The following is a 17,529-nucleotide window of genomic DNA, read 5'->3' as shown; positions in this document are numbered from 1 at the left end:
GGGTCAGCCTTAGCGGACCGTCGCCTGTTCGGCGAGCTTCTCGTTGACCGAAACACCATACTTCGTCTGCAGCGCGCTCACCATCTGATCGAGGATATCGTCGCCGGCGGCATTGGCAATCGCCATTGCCTGCTGATCCTGATTGGCGAGCACATCGGTTGTCGGGCTTGCGTTGACGTCGGTCACCTTGAGAAGGATCTGCGTCGTCTCGTCGCCGCCGACAGAGGCCGCGACCGTCCCGACCGGGCCGGAGAAGGCGGCGGTTACACCGCCGTGCCCGAGCACCGCGTCGTCCGTGGTGCGCGTGACGTCCGACTTGGTCTCGACTGTGATGCCGAGTGGCGCTGCGATGTCGGCAAGCGACTTTCCGTTCTGAGCTTCAGTCTTCAGCGCCTGCGCCTTGGCGGCCAGTGCTGCCTTCTGCTGCTCGGCGGTCCAGTCCGCCACTGCGCTATCGTGCACTTCCGCCAACGGGCGGTCGCGCTCCGGCGTGATGCCTTGTACGTCGAACCAGACGAAGCCGTCGTTGCCGAGCGTCAGCGGCGGGGCGTCGATGCCCTGTTCCGTCTTGAAGGCGGCGGCCAGGAACTGCTGCTTCGCCGGCACGTCCTTGACCTCTTTGCCTTCCTTGTCGAGGCCCGTGGCATCGATCGCATCGATTGTCGCGGCCTTAAGCTTGAGCTGCTGGGCTGCGTCCTGCAGGCTTGCGCCTGAACCGCGCAGGTCCTCGAAACGGTCGTGCACGTCAACGATTTCCTGCGAGGCGGTAACAAGCGCCAACTGCTTGCGGATCGTTTCCTTGACGTCGTCGAAGCTCTTGGCGGTTTCTTCCATCAGATTGGTGACGCGCAGGATGACCGGCCCGAACGAGCCTTCGACGACGGGGCTCGTGCCTCCATCCTTGGCAATGGCGAAAGCTGCCTCGGCGACCGCCGGATCCGGCACCTTGTCCTTGGTGAACTCGCCGAGCATGACGTCGGTTTTGGTCTTGCCCTGATCGGTAACCAACTGGTCGAAGGTCGTTCCGCTCTTCAAGGATTCAGCCGCGGCATTGGCCAGGTCCTTGTTGGCGAAAGTGAGCTGCTCGATCGTGCGCGCGGCAGGCGTCTTGAAGCTGTCCTTACGCTTCTCGAACTCGGCGCGAATGGCCTCATCGGAAACCGAGCCGAGGTCAGCGATATCCTCGGACTGCAGCTTGACGAATGCGATCTTGCGGAATTCCGGCGCGCGGAAGCGCTGCTTCACGCCGTCGAACCACTTGGCAAGGACATCGTCGGCCGGGGTCTTGATCGGCTCGATGTTGGCGTTCGTCAAAAGGAGGTAGTCGATGCCGCGGCTTTCGTCATGATAGAGCTTCAGCGCGTCGACGAGCGTCTTCGGAGCGGCAAAGCCATTCGAGACGGCGTCCACGATCTGGCTGCGGATCGCCACCTTGCTGCGCTCGCGGATAAAGTCTTCCTCGGTGAGGCCGGCGTTGCGCAGGCGGCTTGCGAAGAGATCACGATCGAACTGGCCGTTGACGGCCTTGAATGCCGGATCGTCGCCGATCAGCTTCGCAAGGCGATCCTCCGACAATCCGAGGCTGAGTTCGCTGGCAAGCTGATCGAGCGAGGCACCGGCGACGAGCTGGGCGATCGTTTGCTGCTCGACACCGAAAGCCCGCGCCTGTTCGCTGGTCAGCTGCGTGCCGAAGCGCTGGCTGAGTGCTGCAACCTGACGATGGTAGGCGAGGCGGAATTCGTTGACGTCGATATGTTGGTCGCCGAGTGACACGACGGTGTTGCTCGATCCACCGGTCATCATCGAACGCGAGACGCCCCATATGCCGAAGGACGCGACCAACAACAGCATCAGCGCCTTGGCGACCCAGGTCTGGGCGGCTCTTCTCAGGATATCGAACATCGGACTGCAAACCTCATATCAACCAGGGCTTCGCTTTAGGGCGAAGCATCCGTCGTTCCTTAGAACAATCCGAAACGGAATTGAAGAGCTTCGGCCGAAATGACGCGGGGCCAGGAACCTTTGACCGAACAGAGCGTTTTGAGAACACGCATGAAGAGGAGTCCATCATGGCCGAACTGAAATCCGCCACCGCCCAATCAGCCGCCAATCGTGTCGAGGCCGAGGTGGCGGCAGATGAGTTGACCGCGCAGATCGCGGCTCTGAGAGCTGATCTTGCAAAACTGTCCGAGAGTGTGGTGGCCATCGGGCAGGGTGCGAAATCGGTCGTCACGGAGGAAGCTTCGTTAATGACGGAGCGGGTGCGCGACAAGGTTCGTGAAGAGCCGCTGTTCGCTATCGCGGTCACGGCTGGGATCGCTTACATGATCGGGTTGCTCAGCCGCCGATAGGTTCGTTCGAATCGGGCAGATTTCTGCCGGACTTTTTTTGGCGCGCTGGCCGACTACCGCAATTCAAATCAATGCTTCGTCCGCAATCCCAGGACTTTCGTGGCGCCGCGACGGCGCTGCGGAAGCTCGGACATCATGAGCGGCGGCAGCGAACCTTCCTTGGGCAATACGCCGACGGAGGCAGAAAGCCTCGTTGCGAGGTCCTTCGCGAACAGCGGAGAATCCGTCGAGAGCGGGCACCCGGAAGGATGGATCGCGGGCAGATGGACCTCAGCCGCAGGTCCTGGAAGCAGCTTCAAAAGCGTTTCTCTTGCCTTTTGCCGATAGGTAGCATTCGCCGCATCGTCGGAATGAAGAGCCTCCACCGCTCGGAAGGCTTTGATCGCATCGCCCTTTCGCCGGGCTGCGACCAGCGAGATACCCTGCTTATAGAGCGCCTCGCAGGAATTTGGTTGATGCTCCACCGCTTCAGCAAAGCTTTTCACGGCATCGGAAAATTTTTGCTGAGCCATCTGCGCGTCGCCGAGGCGGAGGAGAACGGCCGCCACATCGGGCAGTTTGCCGAGAATCTGCTTGTACGCGGCTTCAGCCTCAGCGAGACGACCGTTGTCAAAGAGCAGCTGCGCCAGGCCGAAGCGGGCGCCGTAATGTTCCGGATCGGTAGCGGCGACCTGGTTGAATGCGACCGCTGCGAACGCTTTCTCTCCCTTCGCATAGTGCTGAACCGCGCGTTCGTAGACGTAGGCGACGCTGCGCAGATTTAGACCACCACGCAGGTTGCGGCCTGTCTTGGAGCGAAGATGGTGATAGCGGATGAACCGCTCCTCGACGCCGAAGGCGTATTTGTAAGGCTCGTTTCCGCGCAGGAAATCATAGGTGCGATACCCTTGCGCGATTGCCTGGCGAATGGCGGTCGCATGCAGAACGAGCCCGGGCGAGGGCGTCTTCCATGTGTCGTCCCGCCCGGTCACATAAAAGAGAACGGCTTTCTTCTGACGGTCCAGCAAATTGGCGAGCGCACCCAGCGGCCGGGCGCCATGCCACAGGACCGGAAGCGACAGGTCGCCCCGATCGAACGTATCGAGAAGCATGTCACAGGCGGAATTGATGATCGGCTCTGTTCTATCGCCCTTCTGCTCCTGCCATTTGCCGCGCCAGAGACGAAAGAGAATGTCGAGGTCGCTGGCGATGGTTTCATTCGTGGCGAAGGTAATGCGAAAAGCCTGATCAGCCTCGACCTGGCGAAGAAAGCGCCGAAGCTTCTGCCGCATCTGGCTGCTCATCTTCGTTTCGAGATAGGTGTCCCAGCTATCAGGCAATTCCACGACGGGGCATATCGACTGGTCAACGCCGTTGTCGACTGGCGTGAAGCGGTGGACCGTCACATCAGCCGCGCTGAGCGCGCGAAGCAGCGCATCCTGGCGTTTGGCGGGCCCGTGAAAATTCTCCAGGCGAAGCATGGTCCAATTCTGGCTGCGCAAGAAATGGGCGAAGCCCTCGATTGCGCGGTCCTCATAGGAGGGATCGCTAAGCAGCCCAGTATAGTCGGCAATGCGGCTGCCACCCATGACGATGTCGTCAGTGAATAGACCTGTTTTAGGATCCTGGTTGGTCACCAGCCGAAGCGGGAAGAAGGCGACGTAAGGCGAGCCCGGCTCTCTTTCGCGCAAGGCGAGGATCAACCACCGGCCGCGCCGGCGCAGGTAGTCGCAAATCCAGGTCCAGGAGAGGAAGTATTGGGCCGACGGATCGTTCAGATAGACACGATCCCAATTGTCCCTGATGGCTTCCAGATCGGAAAGCGTTTCGATGACGTCTATGCGCATGCGGCCCCATCCGTAGCGTCAGCGTGACATGTATCGCCGGATGCTTCATCTTAGCCGCAATTGAGCCGCTTCAAATATTCCCTTCGTGTTATTTTGACGCGCCAATGGGATTAGAAGCCCTCGAGTGCCAGACCAAAGCGATAGAGTCAGGCCGCGTCGGTGTAGAGCGGGCTGGCGCGGATGAAGGTCCATAGGCCCTTGCTGATGTCTACGATCGCGCCGATCGACTTCTCGAGCCTGTCCACTTCCCTGTGGTCGAGCGGTTCGACCTTCCCGTATTTCACTTCCCGCTCGTCCTCGATCAGGCGCATCAGCTGCGTGCTGGATATGTCGCCGGCATCATCGAAGGAGTAGATGCAGTGATTGTACTTGTTGCGCATCTTGGATTCGCGCTTCAGCCGCGCCATCAGCCCCAAGACCACGTCGGTTTCGTGCTCGGGGGTCGCTGGCAGTTTGGCGAGACGCTCGACAAGATCGATGCGGGCGCGGGTGGTATTGAGGGTGAGAAAGACAACGATCGCCGCGTCTTTCTCGACCTTGAGAAGATGCGCGATGATGTAGATGAGAAGGCTTTCCGTGTTCGTCCAGACGTAGTTCAACCGGCCGACACGCAAGAGAATGTCTGACATCGCGGGCATGGGGCGATCCTGGGGCTAAATTCGAAGATTTACATATTAGCCATAAATCGCTTTGCTTATCATCACATCTTATTGCGTGCATCAGCACCGCGGCCAGAGGGCCGCGGTGGATGAAGTGCGGGTGGGACCGATCAGCGTTCCTTGAAGGCGCGCGACATGCTGTCGACGACGGGCTTTGCCAGATACTCGAAGAAGGTCCGTTCGGAGGTTGCGATCAACACGTCCGCGGGCATGCCCGGAACGGGTCGGAAGCCGGGGATGCGCTTCAGCTCCTCATTCGGAATCGCAACGCGCACCACATAGACGTCGCGTTGCAAGCTGCCAGAGGCGTCTTCGATGGAGTCGGCGGAAACGTAGAATACTTTGCCGTTCAGAACCGGCGTCGTCCGGCGGTTAAGGGACGAGAGACGGATCGATGCATTCTCGCCTTCGCGAAGCTGGTCGATCGAGGTGCGCAGCACCTGCGCTTCGATGATCAGGGGAACGTTGTTCGGCAGGATTTCCATGATCGGCTTGCCGGTCGTTATCACGCCGCCGGCCGTGTGATAGTAGGCGCGCACGACGGTGCCGCTGACGGGCGAACGGATGACAGTGCGGTCGAGCACGCCGGAAGCCTCACGAACCTGCTCGCGCACGCTTTCAAGATCGGACTCGGCGGTCTCTAGCGCGTCGAGCGCTGCCTGCTTGTTGGCGTTGATCGCGATGATCGCCTCCTGGCGGTATTTCGCGACCTGCGCCAGGCTTTCATTGATTTCTGAATCGAGACGCGCAAGCTCGCCCATTGCGTCGGCGACAGCGCGCTGGATGGCAAGAAGGTCGGTGCGACGCATGACGCCTGCATCCGCCATCTTCTGCCGCACGCCTTGCTCTTCCGTCAGCAGGTTGAGCTGCGTTACGAACGCCTGCTTCTGGCCGTCATAGCCCTTGTTGCGGGATTCGAGCGAAGCGATGTTCTTGTCGATGAGATTGAGCTGCTCCTGCAGCTTCACCTGCTTGCTATGAAAGATGACGTTCTGGCTCTGGATGATTGCGGTCACGTCCGGATCGCTGGATTCCTGGCTGACGATGGCGGGCACGTCGAAGTCGTCGGCACCCTGTGCCTCGGCTTTGAGGCGGGCTACAACCGCTTCCAGGCGCAGCCGGCGCAGCTTTAGAGCGCGCTCGCTGGAGAGTGCCGCCGTGGGATCGAGCGTCAGGAGAATGTCGCCCTCATGCACCACGTCGCCTTCGTTGACCATCAGTTCCTTGATGATGCCGCCCTCGAGGTGCTGGACGATCTTGTTGTTGCCAGTCGCCACGAAGCTGCCCTGGGCGATGACCGCCGAGGAAAGCGGGGCAGTTGCCGCCCAGTAGCCGAAGCCGCCGAACGAGGCAATCAGGATGGCCATGCCGGTAAAGCTATGAAGGCGGATGGAACGGGGAACTTCGGAGTACCACTCTATCTGGCCCAGTTCAGCAGTTTCGGTTTTTTTATTGCTTTTTAGGAATTTGAACATGCTTCTTAACCTTGAATCCTAGGAACCTGCTGGCCATTGCCGATGCTGTCTGCATCACCCGACTTGCCGCTAAGAACATTCAGCACATGCGCGCGCTCTCCGAACAGCGCCACCGAACCTTCCTTGAGGACGAGGATCTTGTCGACGCATTGCAAAAGAGCCGGCCGCTGCGTGATCGTAACCGTCGTGATGCCTTGCTTCTTGGCGTGAAGCAGTGCGCGGGCCAGCGCGGCTTCGCCGGCGGTGTCGAGATTGGAATTCGGCTCGTCGAGAACCACGAATTTCGGATCGCCGAAGAAGGCGCGGGCAAGCGCGATCCGCTGCTTCTGTCCGCCCGAGAGCGGTGCGCCATCGGACGCGACCACGGTCTCATAGCCTTGCGGGAAGGAGGCGATCAGTTCATGCACGTCGGCAAGGACGGCGGCCTCGTAGATGAGGCGGTCAGGAACGTCGTCACGCATGCGGCAAATGTTCGCCTTGATGGTGCCGGGAAACAGCTGCACGTCCTGAGGCAGGTAGCCGATGCTCTCGCCGAACTGCCGCTGGTCCCAGTTGCGCAGGTCCATCAGGTCCAGGCGCACATTGCCGGAGGTCGGCAGGATCGAGCCCACCAGCATCTTGCCGAGTGTGGTTTTGCCGGAGCCGGAATTGCCGATGATGGCAAGCGATTCACCCTTCTGCAGCGAGAAGGTGATGCCGTTCAGGATGACGCGCTTTTGCGGCGGCGGTACGAAGAGAATGCGCTCGACATCCAGGCGGCCCTCCGGGTTCGGGAGCCTCAGCCGGGGGAAGTTAAGCGGCGAATTAAGGAGCAGTTGCTTGATGCGGCCGTAGGCGGCACGGGAGTGGTTGAACTGGTTCCAGCCTTCGATCGCACCCTCAACCGGCGCCAGCGCGCGGCTCGAGATGATGGATGCGGCGATAACCATGCCGCCGGTAAGCTGTCCGGAGAGCGAAAGATGCGCACCCCAGCCGAGCAGCGCGATCTGCGTGATCATGCGGCAGCCCTTGGTCAGGCCGGAGAACATGATGTTGCGGTCCTGTGCGGCGACCTGCGCCTTTAGCGAACCGGCAGTCTCGCGGCCCCACATCTTCACCGCTTCCGGGATCATCGCCAGCGCGTTGATGATCTGGGAGTTGCGCGACATGGAATCGAGGTGGAAGTTCGCGCGACTGATGAAGGCATTCGCTTCGGCGAACGCCGGGGCTGTCATCTTCTGGTTCAGGTAGGCAATCACGAAGAGGATCGCGCAGCAGGCCATGACGATGACGCCGAGATGCGGGTGAACCAGGTAGACCACCAGCACGAACAGCGGCATCAGCGGGGCGTCGAGGAAGGCGACCAACGTGCCCGAGGTAATGAATGCGCGCAGCTGCTGCAGGTCGGACAAGATCTGGTAGTCGCGACCGTTGCCATGCAGGGAGGCGCGCGCCGCCGCGCTTAGGATCGGCGCGCCGAGCTGTACTTCCAATTCGACGGCGGTGCGCATCAGAATAAAGCGCCGAACCGAATCCAAGATGACCTGCAGGACGATCGCGCCAACGACCGCGATGGTCAGCATCACCAGCGTGTCCACGGAGCGGCTGGTAAGCACGCGGTCGGAAATCTGGAAGAGATAGATCGGGATCGCCAGGACCAGGACGTTGATGGCAACCGTGAACATCATGACGATCAGCATGTTGCGCCGGACGGCCGCCATGCCGTTGCGCAGGCTGAGCGCGAAGTTGATGGGTTGGTTGCTGCGCTTATGGAAAATGCCGCCGTCGTTGCCGCCGCCGCCACCACCGCGACCGTTGTCGCCGTCCTTATCGTTGTCGTTGCCGCCGCCGCCGGCGCGGGGATGGCGTTCGTTTTCCCGGATCGGGCCGGGATTGTTGTCGATCGTTTTCGGAAGAGGCGGCGGGGGCGGGATCTTGAAATCCGCCTTTTGTTCGATCTCGGGCAGGGGAGCCTGCCGCAACTGTGGTTCGGCCACGGCCGGCTTGGGCATCGCCGCCATCGGCATGGGCGCCGGCGCCGGCGACGGTTCGGCAAGTACCACGGTCGCCGGAGTAACCGGGCTGGCCTGGTTTGCCGGCGGTGCTAGCGGTGCTGCCGTCACGACTTCCTGGGCCGGCTCCGCGGAGATAATAATTTCAGGGGTGGGCGCCGGGCTATTCGTTGTCTCGGGCTCGGTCTGCGGCAGTGCCTCGACGACAGTCTGCGGCAGCGCCTCGCCAACAGTCTGAGGCAGTGCCTCGACAACAGTCTGCGGCAGCGCCTCGACAGCGGTCTCGGCTACGGCGATCGGTTCAGCCTCGATTTCCTGAGGCGCCACGGGGATCGGGCGAAACTGTTGGTCCTCGCGCAGCTTTCTCAGGCTTTCGACGACCTCGTCCACCGTGGGCAACGCTTCGGGGGCGGGTCGCGTGGCGGCCAGATCCTTGGTGGCGGTCTCGCGGCGCAAGCACCGCAGGCTTTCGACCGCATCTTCTATCGCGGCAACGAAGGCATCCGGGTCGCGGTCGTTCGTCTGGTCGTTGATCTGGGAAATGGAAGATCTCAGGCGCAACGTGCGGCTTTCCGCCATTCTTAGTTTTGAGACTTGGTTCATCTGCCTGCCACTCTCCCAGTACCCATGAGTTGTGCCTAGCCTGTAACGGATTGCATGACGTCGCCGACGGCGCCGGCATGCAGGTTCGCGTCATGGCCAATTGTGATTGCGTCGTGATCGGTCGCCAGTCCGGTCGGATCATGATCACCGAGAAAGGCGATCGCCTCCGGGGCGAGTTGGTTGGTGGGCTGGCCGGTGCCATCCGTGACGCCGTGCTCGATGATGCCCCCCTGGATGAGCACGGCGTCCGAATAGACGGTCCCCGCTACGTAAGTCGTGTGCGCGCCACTGTCGAAATCGATGATGCTGGCGATATTGATGACGGCGTTGCTGCCGGTATCGACCTTGACCACCGCATCCGGATTGTCGTCGAGGACGCTGCTGGCGACCTTGTGCACAGAGTCCGCGTCGCCGACGATGTTGACCTGCTTCAAGACATTCACATCAAAGAAGTTGCCGGTGATGTAGAGAACGTTCAGGCCGTGATAGCCGGCGAAGTTCGCATCGCTCGACAGGCCTGTCGGCATGTCGTTGACCTTGTTCTCGATGTTCTTGAGCGTCTCGGAAATATAGTCGGGCATCGCGGCGAAGCGGCCGGGATCGCCGACGTTTTCGATCGAGGCGAGGTTCCAGAGAAGGTTGTTGCCCGTATGGACGTCCCCGGCGCTCCCGCCAAGATTGACGGTGTCGTTATCGTAGAGCACCGAAATCTGCGTGATGGCGTTGAGGTTGTAGGTCGATCCACCGACGATCATCAGATCGTATTGGGTGCCGAGGCCGAGGAAGGATTCCAGGTTGAGCACGGAGTTGCCGCCGGTCAGCACCGTCGTATCGACGCCAGAAGTCGTGACCGTCATGGAATCGTTGTCGGAGAGGAAGTTGTACTGCTCCGTCCAGTGCACAAACGAAACGTCACCGTCTATCACGCTGACGTGCCAGGCGTTCGGCATCCGCGCATGGCCGGCGGCGTCGACGTCGGCGCTATTGGTAGCGTCGTACTGGCTGTGCGCGTATATCGCGATGTTCGTGCCGATCGTCTGAGCGCTCATCGACGAGCTGGCGCTACTGTCGAGCACGCCGTCAACCTTGTCGTGATCGCTGTAGACGTAGATCTGAGAGATCGCGTTGGCCGAGTGATAGTCGCCGAGCACCGCCATGACCGGCGCCACGACGTTGGTGTCCACGATCGTGGCGATGTTGGCGACTAGGTTGGCGCCGGCCTCGACGTCCAGCGAATTGCCGCTGGAACCTTCCAGGTGCTGCGGCGTGTCGCTCCCCTGTGGATCCTCTTTCGGGGTGGCAAGGCCGCGATCGGGCAGGTAGTCGTCGAGTTGCGGCGCGGAACTCGCGCTCTTGCCATCGACGATGATGATGGGGTCACTGCTGCTGGTATCGATCGCCTGCGTCACATGATAGCTGCTTTGGCCGCTGTCGTCGGGCAGCGTATCGGTATCCTGCGTGGCCGCCGTGGCGACGTCGTGGACCTCGTTGTCCATTCTGGCGATATCGTCGGGGTTTTCCGTTCGATCCCAGGTCTGGAAAGGCGACAGGTCGGCAGCCTTGGCTGCGAGTTCGCCAAGCTGTTCATGGAGATAGGTCAGATCCTGAACGGGGTGGTTGCCGTTCGTCATGTCGAGGATGTCGTCGTCCCGCACGGAATTTGCCTGGAGAACGTGCACTCCCTCGGAGCCCGGACCGATGTCCGGCGAAAGCACGCTATTCACCTCGATGGGGCGAAATTCACTCCATACCTCTCGGATGGTCGGAATGTCGTAGTTCGACAGCGGTGTGGTCTGATATTCTTGGGACAGGTCCTCGTGGGCAAGAGCCGTGAGTTTCTGCAGGCTCTCTTCGAAGGTGCGGTCGTAAAGTCGGAGCTGGAGCTGATCGTAGCTGTCCTGAGGCGGCGTATAGCTCAGGTGCGGATCATAGTCCTTGAGGTCGAGATCGGATGAGAAGGGAGTTTGCTGGATGTCAGCGACCGCCGGATCGGCATGGGCCTCGCGAGCCAGTTGGCCGTCGAGATGCTCTTGCCGCAAACGAACGTCGTCGACCTGCGTATCGAACAGGCCGATGAAATGGGCAATGATCTCGGAAACTCTTTGGACGTCCATAGCACGCCTCCCCAGCATTCGCCACCGTCCGGATTTCGCCGGCCCGTGACATTTCGCGACGCCCGCGCCAATTGGCACCGGTCATGGCCACCAGAAATGCACCGGCCGGGATGGCCGGTGCTGTTTTCGGTGGTCGCGATCTGGGATCAGGAGCTGCTGCTCGTGGTGTCGTGATGGTCGTTGCCACCGGTAATCGCGATATCGGCTGCGTTGCTGACCAAGTTCGCACCCTGAACGATTTCCTGATGGAAGCCAGAGTTGGCGAGAATGGACGAAGCATCGACCGAGCTCGACTGGTCATGCCCGGCGGTGTTCGTAGCGTCGCCCGCACCTGCATGGTGCTCGTGCGACACGTCGTAACCTACACCCACGCCACCGGTCGGGTCTCCGCCGCTGGAATGAAGGTTGTTGTGGGCTCCGGAGTTATCCATCGAGATGCTGTAGGCCTGGTCCTGGTCGGCGAGGTTGTTCGCCTGCGCCAGGGTGAAGCCCGTATCGTTGCCTTCGCCGTTCAACGCGTTGTTGAGCACGTTGTCGAGGTTGAGGTTGAACGAGAAGTCGTCACCGAGATGGAAATTCAGGTCGCCGCCGGCAATACCGATATTGCCACCGTTCGTTACATCATCGAGCGTACCCCAATGACTGCTGGAGTCACTGTTGTAGCTGTCGTTTGCATGGCTGCTCGAGTCGGCATAGTCGAAGGTGTTGCCACTGTCCTTCACGTGGGAGCTCGAGTCGGCATAGTCGAAGGTGTTGCCACTATCCTTCACATGCGTGCTGGAATCCGCGTTGTAGCTATCCTTCGTATGGGTGCTCGAATCCGTATTGTAGCTATCATCCGTGTTGTAGCTGTGCTTCGGATCGTTGATGCTGACTGTCTTGGTATGATCGTCAGTCTCTGTCGATGTCGAAGTGCTGTTCGACGTGTTCGTAGCGTTGATTACCTTCAGGTCGAAGTCATAATCGTTGCTACGGTTGTCGCCATTGTTGTTGGCTTCGCTGTTATCCGTGTTCGTGGTGCTGCTGTCGTTGTTGCTTCCGTTGTTGCTATCGGACGCATTCGCGACCCCGATAGCGCTATCATCGACATCCGATTTATCGGTTGCGGTCGAGGCAAGGCCATCCGCCAGCGCGCCGACTTTGAGATCGTCGTCAGCCGTCACATTTGCCAGATCCAGGTCTGTGGGCATGATATCTCCTCCGGAGTGAGGAGGCCGTCCGAACAATCCCTTTCATCTATATCGGGATTCAATTCGCGGCGGCCCCAGGTACTGTTACAACTCGGCCGATGTACGCGTTACTCCTCTTCATCTGCCGTTCGGTACCGGCCTGTTGGATCAGGCCTGGGCCCTTCGGATCTGCATACTCGTTACAAAACAAACACACACACATTGCAGAACCGCTTTGACACACCGCTGCGTGTCAATGTTGCTTTCTTCGATTTTGTTTTGAGTGGGGGAGTCTTTAGTTCGGCGACGCAAGGAACTTGAACTGCCGAATTTTTGTTTCCCCTAAGCCCCGTCTCTTGTTTGGAGAGACACGCCGAATGTCGCTGAAAAGCAGGCAAACTCCTAGATATCAATTCGGGCTAAAGGGCTCCGCGGCTGCCATTTTGCTTCGTAAGCCAAGCAAACCTCATACATAAGACATTACGAATGTTTCGAATTCGGGCTGAAGCGACAACGCAAGAATAATTTGCCGAGCTGACGCTTGTGAGGAAAAAGGGCCCGCCAAAGCCTCTCCTCTAATCCGTCCTGCTTACCGGCATGGGGCGCTAGGTATTTGAAAAGTAAAAATTTACTGACCCCGAGACGAATTTTACTTGCGGCTCTCGCGTCGTTGCAGGGCGTAACAAAACGTATCCAGCCACGGCTACCCCCGAAAAGAAGCTGCTTAACCCGACCGTCATCGACATAAAATGAGTAATTACAATAGGATTGATCGTACCGCGTCTGGGATCGCGTGGCTTGCATTACCCCCACGAGGGCACCGGCGAACGAATATAAGCGGTCGTAAATGTGTATTATTGGCCTGAAATAGGGTACTAATTTTACTCTAAATCCCACATTCCTGACGATTTTTAACGCTTTTGCAGCAAAATTAACCCGTTTGGGCAATATCATTTGCATCGGAGCTATATTAGTGTTTCTTAATTAGGTGTTAAGAGGCTGTGCAACAGTCCTGATATGCGACGAAAGCTAATCATAATACTCCAGCATGAAGCGGGTGAATGAAACTGGCTGCGAGCTTTGGGGGATGCACAAATGTACATCGCAAGCACAAGAGCAGGGGATGCCGAAGAAAATCACAATATCATACCGCTAAAAGACACCATCATCGTACTCGCGGATGCCGATCTATTTTCTGAATGCTTGGCACAAGCGCTTGGCGTCAGATTCTCGGCATATGATATAGTGAGTGTGGCAGATCCGAAGACGCTTCAGGGCGACGTCCTGGAACACGTTAAACTAATTCTACTGTATCATCTGCCGTCAGATGAATTGCAGGAGATCCTACGCATGCTGCGTTCATCGGCCCCTAGCATTTCGATCGGCCTAGTCGTTGAAACGATCGATCTGCTCGACCCTTACGTGGCAAAACTGGTCGAAGCGAGAAATCTGCACGGCGTACTGCCGCTCAATCTCCGTCTCGACGTCTTCATGGCGGCAATCGACCTATTGATGAAGGGTGGGGAACACTTCCCCTCGGCATTGCTGCGGCGGCTTTCAGGAGAGCCTCAGCATAGCGCCCCGACCTACTACCCATCGCCTACGCGCCTGGCCCCAGGGCCTAGGTCCTACGACGAAGGGACTGGCGCCCGCAGCGGACACCTGCAGACGCTGACGACACGCGAAGTGCAGATACTCGATCTGATCTGCAAAGGTACGCAGAACAAGATCATCGCCGATCAGCTCAACCTGTCGGAAAACACTGTGAAAGTGCACGTTCGCAATATCTACAAGAAGATGAACGTCCGTAATCGAACGGAAGCCGCCTCGCGGTTCTTCAATTCGGACGTCGGTCAGGACCGCGATGGCGGGCGCCGCTGGCGCAACTGACTGGCCGATGATGGCACGGTTTCGACGCCGCTTGAGCCTCCCAGCTCGGGCGGCGTTTCCGTTTCCAGTCGGTTGCCGCGCTGCGGCTAGGCTCCAGGATTAGTGCCCTCGCTGTCCTGCGACATATTGGCAATCCCAACATTTTTCGCCCTGCCGCGGACTTGTAAGCCGCCATGCCTTACTATATGCAAGAGCATTATAAGGTTGCTTATGAATAGCAGGCTTCTTGTTTATGAACCCAGCGCCCACCCTTGGATTTCTCCTGCACGACGTTGCCCGCCTCCTGAGGAAGCGGTTTGAGCAGCGTGCGAAGGGGCTTGGGCTGACGCGGTCGCAGTGGCAGACGCTTGCTTATCTCGCGGGAAACGAGGGCATCCATCAGGCCGGATTGGCCGAGATCCTCGAGATCGAGCCGATCACGCTGGTCCGTATCCTCGACAAGCTCGCCGAGCGCGGCCTGGTCGAGCGCCGCCAGCACCCGAATGACCGCCGCAGTTGGCTTCTCTACCTCTGCGACGAGGCGCGTCCCTTGCTCAAGGATATGCGCGGCCTCGGCGACACGACCCGGGCGGAAGCGTTCGAGGGCATTTCCGCCGACGATCGCGACCAGCTTTTCGAAATTCTTACCCGCATGAAATCCAACCTGGCCCAGGCGTGCCGCACGCCGACGGACTGCAAAGAGACACATTATGGCTGAGGCATCCTCCCACCTTCGCGTACCCGCAAATGCCAATATTACGGCCGTTCCCCTCGAAGAGAGGGCCGAAGCGCCGACCAATCCGGCTCCTGCCGCTGACGTTGCGCCGCCGCCGACCTCCGCGGCTGCGCCGACGAAACCGCGCCGCCGTCGCAACATGACGCGGCCGGTTCTCTTTTCCCTATTGCCGGTGGCGCTCGTCATCGGCGGCTATTACTACGTGACCGGCGGCCAGGTGATGTCGACCGACAACGCCTACGTCCAGGCCGATATGGTCGGGGTGTCGACGGATGTTTCCGGCACCGTCGCCTCGATCGAGGTTCACGAAAACGAGCCGGTGAAAGCCGGGCAGGTGCTCTTTCGCCTGAAGCCCGACTCCTTCCGCATCACGCTTGACGGCGCTGAGGCGCAGCTTGGCGCTGCCCGCAACCAGATCCTGAACCTGCAGGCGACCTACCGCCAGACACTCGCGCAGACCGAACAGGCCGAGGCGGACATTCCCTTTTATCAGACCGAATTTACCCGCCAGCAAAACCTGATCAACAGCTCCGTAGCGTCCAAGTCGGCCTATGACGAGGCCAAGCACAATCTCGACGCGGCCCTGCAGAAGGTGGCGGTCGCGAAGGCGACGGCGGCAACCACGCTCGCCCAGCTCGGTGGCAATGCGGATCAGCCGGTCGAACAAAATCCCGTCTATCTTCAAGCGAAAGCCGCCGTCGACAACGCTCAACGCGAGCTTGACGACACGGTCGTCCGCGCTCCGTTCGACGGCATCGTCACCAACGTCAGCGCCTTGCAGGTGGGCTCCTACCTGACGGCTGCGCAGGCCGGCTTCTCGCTGGTGTCGAACACCAAGATGTGGATCGCGGCGAGCCCCAAGGAAACTGAACTCACCTACGTGAAGCCGGGCCAGTCCGTCACCATCTCGATCGACACCTATCCGGGCGTCGAGTGGAAGGGCACCGTCGCGAGCGTCAGCCCTGCTTCCGGCTCCTCCTTCGCATTGCTGCCGGCACAGAACACGAGCGGCAACTGGGTGAAAGTGGTTCAACGTATTCCAATGCGCGTCGACGTCGCCGATCTGCAAGGCAAGCCGCCGCTGCGGGTCGGCATGAGCGCCGTCGTCGATGTGGAGACTGGCCACGCCCGCGGTCTGCCCGACAGCATCAGCAAGCTCTTCGATCGTTCGAGCGGTAAGGCACATGAGTAGCGCTGCATCCGCTGGTCCCGCATTGGTGGTTGCCAATCGCGGTGCGATCACGGCCTGCGTCATCCTTGCCGTGATCATGCAGGCGCTCGACACCACGATCGCCAACGTTGCGCTGCCCTATATCCAGGGCAGCGTCTCGGCCAGCGCCGACCAGATCAACTGGGTGCTGACGTCCTACATCGTCGCGGCCGCGATCATGACGCCGCCGTCGGGGTTCCTCGCGGCGAAGTTCGGCCGCAAGCGCGTGCTTCTGACGGCCATCGCCGGCTTCGTCGCCGCATCCGTGCTTTGCGGGCTTGCGCAGTCGCTGCCGCAGATCGTCGCGTTCCGCCTGCTCCAGGGCCTCTTTGGCGCTTCGCTCGTGCCGCTCTCGCAGGGCATCCTGCTAGACATCTATTCGCTGGAGGAACGTGGCCGGGCGATGGCGCTTTTCGGCGTGTCGGTCATGGTCGGGCCGGTACTCGGCCCCGTGATCGGCGGCTGGCTGACGGATCACATCAGCTGGCGATGGGTGTTTTACATCAACGTGCCGATCGGGGCGCTCGCTTTCGCTGGCATCGTCGTCTTCGTTGGCGAGACGAAGCGTGACGTGCTCGCCAAGCTCGACTGGTTCGGATTCACCACCTTGAGCATCACGATCGCCTCGCTGCAGCTCTTCCTTGACCGCGGAGAACAGCTCGACTGGTTCAGCTCCGGGGAAATCGTCCTTGAGGCGGTTGTCTGTGCCGCGGCCTTCTATCTGCTCGTGGTGCACACGTTCACCGCAGAGCGGTCCTTCATCAATCCGCGGCTATTCCTCGACCGCAATTTCACTGTCAGCATCTTCTTCATCTTCATCATCGGCGTGACCTATCTGGCATCGCTCGCTTTGATGACGCCGTATCTGCAAACGCTGATGGGGTATCCGGTGATTACCGCCGGCATCGTCATGGGGCCTCGTGGCCTTGGAACGATGCTCAGCATGTTCATCGTTGGCCGCATGATCGGGAAAATCGACACGCGCCTTCTGCTTCTGAGTGGCCTCGCGCTTACCGCATGGGCCATGTACGAGATGACCGGCTGGACGCCTGACGTCTCGCAATCGACGATCATTTCCATCGGTTTCGTCCAGGGAGCCGGCCTCGGATTTCTGTTCGTGCCGCTCACGACGATCGCCTTTGCGACACTGCCGCCGCAGATGCGCGGCGAGGGCACCGGCCTCTACAACCTGTCGAGAAACATCGGCTCGAGCGTCGGCATTTCGATCGTGGCGGCCCTCTTGACCGAAAACGTTCAGGCAAACCACGAGGCCATCGCCTCATACGTGACCCCGTTCAACCATGCCTTCAACGCGCCGGCGGCAATTCAGGCCGTCGACCCGATGACGGCGGCTGGCCGGGCGGCGCTCGATGGCATCGTCACATTGCAGGCAACGATCATCGCCTATGTCGACGATTTCAAGCTTTTGATGCTGATGGCGCTCTGTGCCATGCCTCTGGTCGTGCTGTTGCGCAAACCCAAGGCGCCGCCGGTGGTCGATCACAGCGCGGCGATGGATTAGGGCG

At 60.0% G+C, this 17,529-nt stretch carries 12 protein-coding genes; 5 read left to right on the top strand and 7 right to left on the bottom strand.

The window, feature by feature from the left end; translation table 11 throughout:
• Positions 1 to 9: 9 nt before the first annotated feature.
• Positions 10 to 1,902, bottom strand: a complete 1,893-nt coding sequence (locus AB4048_RS01430) for a SurA N-terminal domain-containing protein (protein WP_442200116.1) — start codon at positions 1,900 to 1,902, stop codon at positions 10 to 12.
• Between the two features lie 167 nt (positions 1,903 to 2,069).
• Here AB4048_RS01430 and AB4048_RS01425 point away from each other — a divergent pair, with 167 nt between their 5' ends.
• Entirely contained in the window at positions 2,070 to 2,351 is a 282-nt protein-coding gene (locus tag AB4048_RS01425; RefSeq protein WP_442200115.1) for a hypothetical protein, read from the top strand.
• 68 nt (positions 2,352 to 2,419) lie between these two features.
• Here AB4048_RS01425 and AB4048_RS01420 read toward each other — a convergent pair whose 3' ends face one another.
• The 6 genes from AB4048_RS01420 to AB4048_RS01395 form a co-directional block, all read right to left on the bottom strand.
• Positions 2,420 to 4,177, bottom strand: a complete 1,758-nt coding sequence (locus tag AB4048_RS01420; RefSeq protein WP_442200114.1) for a GNAT family N-acetyltransferase — start codon at positions 4,175 to 4,177, stop codon at positions 2,420 to 2,422.
• Between the two features lie 146 nt (positions 4,178 to 4,323).
• Entirely contained in the window at positions 4,324 to 4,815 is a 492-nt protein-coding gene (locus tag AB4048_RS01415; RefSeq protein WP_442200113.1) for a hypothetical protein, read from the bottom strand.
• A 131-nt stretch (positions 4,816 to 4,946) separates the two neighbouring features.
• On the bottom strand, positions 4,947 to 6,311 hold the full coding sequence (locus AB4048_RS01410; protein ID WP_442200112.1) for an HlyD family type I secretion periplasmic adaptor subunit: 1,365 nt from the start codon (positions 6,309 to 6,311) through the stop codon (positions 4,947 to 4,949).
• Positions 6,312 to 6,316: 5 nt separating this feature from the next.
• A complete protein-coding gene (locus AB4048_RS01405) occupies positions 6,317 to 8,905 on the bottom strand; it encodes a type I secretion system permease/ATPase (RefSeq protein WP_442200111.1) in 2,589 nt (862 codons plus the stop codon).
• A 35-nt stretch (positions 8,906 to 8,940) separates the two neighbouring features.
• Positions 8,941 to 11,019: a hypothetical protein gene (locus tag AB4048_RS01400; protein WP_442200110.1), complete on the bottom strand. Its 2,079-nt coding sequence runs from the start codon at positions 11,017 to 11,019 to the stop codon at positions 8,941 to 8,943.
• Positions 11,020 to 11,165: 146 nt separating this feature from the next.
• Positions 11,166 to 12,209: a fibrinogen-binding protein gene (locus AB4048_RS01395; RefSeq protein ID WP_442200109.1), complete on the bottom strand. Its 1,044-nt coding sequence runs from the start codon at positions 12,207 to 12,209 to the stop codon at positions 11,166 to 11,168.
• A gap of 1,074 nt (positions 12,210 to 13,283) precedes the next feature.
• Between AB4048_RS01395 and AB4048_RS01390 the strand changes: the two genes are divergently transcribed.
• From AB4048_RS01390 to AB4048_RS01375, 4 genes are all read left to right on the top strand, one after another.
• A complete protein-coding gene (locus tag AB4048_RS01390) occupies positions 13,284 to 14,078 on the top strand; it encodes a helix-turn-helix domain-containing protein (protein ID WP_442200108.1) in 795 nt (264 codons plus the stop codon).
• Positions 14,079 to 14,310: 232 nt separating this feature from the next.
• Positions 14,311 to 14,775, top strand: coding sequence for a MarR family winged helix-turn-helix transcriptional regulator (locus AB4048_RS01385; RefSeq protein ID WP_442200107.1), 465 nt, complete (start codon positions 14,311 to 14,313; stop codon positions 14,773 to 14,775).
• Positions 14,768 to 15,985 (top strand): HlyD family secretion protein, encoded by a 1,218-nt coding sequence (locus AB4048_RS01380; protein ID WP_442200106.1) that lies wholly within the window; start codon positions 14,768 to 14,770, stop codon positions 15,983 to 15,985. The genes AB4048_RS01385 and AB4048_RS01380 overlap by 8 nt, the downstream gene beginning before the upstream one ends.
• The gene (locus AB4048_RS01375; protein WP_442200105.1) at positions 15,978 to 17,525 is read left to right on the top strand and encodes a DHA2 family efflux MFS transporter permease subunit; all 1,548 of its coding nucleotides are present in this window, start codon (positions 15,978 to 15,980) and stop codon (positions 17,523 to 17,525) included. The genes AB4048_RS01380 and AB4048_RS01375 overlap by 8 nt, the downstream gene beginning before the upstream one ends.
• Positions 17,526 to 17,529 lie beyond the last annotated feature (4 nt).

It is taken from the genome of Rhizobium sp. RAF56 (assembly GCF_052113965.1).
Lineage (GTDB): Bacteria > Pseudomonadota > Alphaproteobacteria > Rhizobiales > Rhizobiaceae > Rhizobium.
Note: the sequence above shows the minus strand (reverse complement) of the source record. Positions and strands in the feature narration are given on the sequence as shown.